This is a genomic window from Deinococcus fonticola (assembly GCF_004634215.1).
GTDB classification, from domain to species: Bacteria; Deinococcota; Deinococci; order Deinococcales; family Deinococcaceae; genus Deinococcus; species Deinococcus fonticola.
In genome coordinates, this window is the sequence record NZ_SMMH01000088.1 from 1 (window position 1) to 1,617 (window position 1,617).

1 protein-coding gene is annotated in these 1,617 nt (G+C 66.9%); it reads right to left on the reverse strand.

Translation table 11 applies throughout. The features are described from left to right. Nucleotides 1-191 precede the first annotated feature (191 nt). The gene (locus E5Z01_RS19145; RefSeq protein ID WP_135230832.1) at nucleotides 192-935 is read right to left on the reverse strand and encodes a hypothetical protein; all 744 of its coding nucleotides are present in this window, start codon (nucleotides 933-935) and stop codon (nucleotides 192-194) included. Nucleotides 936-1,617 lie beyond the last annotated feature (682 nt).

A 1,617-nucleotide genomic window follows, 5' to 3' on the forward strand; every position in this document is an offset into this window, starting at 1 on the left:
CCCCCGGCAGGGTGCAGGGGGCTAGAGGGGCTATAGGCGTTAGGGGGTGGGCGGGGTAGGGCGGGCGGTCGATCACCTCCAGATGTGGGCCATTCGTGCCGGGGGTTTAAGTGGGCGGGCGATAGCGCTACGATTACCCAACTGTCAGTTGGTGGGGTGTTGCTCTGTTTGGGGCAGCATCCCGCCGCGCTTTACAGCGGGCCTGCCCCCGTATCAGGCGGGGCACGATCACCACCAGGGCGCACCCGGTAGGGGCGCGGGGCAGCGCGCGAAACCGGACGCACACAGCGCGCAGAGGCAGAAGTGAATAACCGGAAGTATATTTCCGCATACTCGGCTTGCGAGGCAGCACGCAAACCGGCAACCAGCTCCAGGCGCCCCAGCTGATACCAGGTCAGCAGGGCAGCGCACACCCACAGCAGGCCAGGCAGCGCACCCCAGAGAGCCGGCAACAGCGGGGCGGGGCGATACTCCACCCCAGCCCACCCGCTCAGCTGCAACAGGCGGCGCTTGCCCTCCCTCAGACGGGCAGCACGCGCCGCGCCGTGGTCGTCCAGGGCGCGTCGGTATTCACGGGCATACGTCGAGGGGTCTACCCGCGCCCACGGCTCGGCCCTGTTTTGCTCACACAGCCGGGCGTCCGCCGGCTTTTCCAGATAGCGGAGGTAATTCGCCATCACACGCACCGGGCGGGCGTACGTCCACCCCTCAGGGGCGGCGATGGGGGGCAGCGGCGCGGCTAGATGAACGTGCACCACCCCGGCCCGGCTCGCCTCCAGCTTCCAGCGCACCGGCACCCCGAACCGAGCCGCGATGCTGCGGGCTTGTCGGTGCGCCTCCAGGCCGTAGAGCGTGCACCCGGGCAGAGGGTAGGTGTAGGCGTAAGCACGCCCGTACCCCTGCCAGCGTCGCTCAGCGCGGTTCAGCGTCGGCACGGCATCACGCGCACGGCGCGCCGTGCTGTCGCTATGGGTTGTGTAGTAGCTCGCCGGCCCGACCAGGGCGTCACCTGCCCGTGTTGCCGAACGACTTGACAGTCGGTTAGACTGAAGGTCACTCGGAACTAAATGTTTCCTGAGGGCTTGTAGAAAGCGGCTACTTTTTCCGGAGTGGGCCGCTTTCGGTGTTTAGGGGGCTTCGAGTCCCCCCACCTCAGGTGCTGAAAGGGTAGCAGGTGACGCCCAGGCTCACAAAACGGCCCAGGAGTCCCCACGCGACGCACCGGGACTCCCAACCCAGGAAAGCGAACTGGGGGCGGGCTACGGGGCAGGTAGGGGGGCGCTTACGCTTATGCTTCCCCCCGCTCTCGTCGAGAGCTTGGGGGGTCTGAGCAGCCTCCACAGGGCAGCCCCGAAAATTCACACTAATACGGTTTGGTGCTAAAAATGACGCTCGGCGTAAGCAGTACTCCGCAGGGCTTAGTCCTAGTTTCCCCCCTCAGCCCTGCCGGGCCTCCAGGGTGGGCAGGGGTGCAGGGGTAAACACCCATACCCCCGGCAGGGTGCAGGGGGCTAGAGGGGCTATAGGCGTTAGGGGGTGGGCGGGGTAGGGCGGGCGGTCGATCACCTCCAGATGTGGGCCATTCGTGCCGGGGGTTTAAGTGGGCGGGCGATAGCG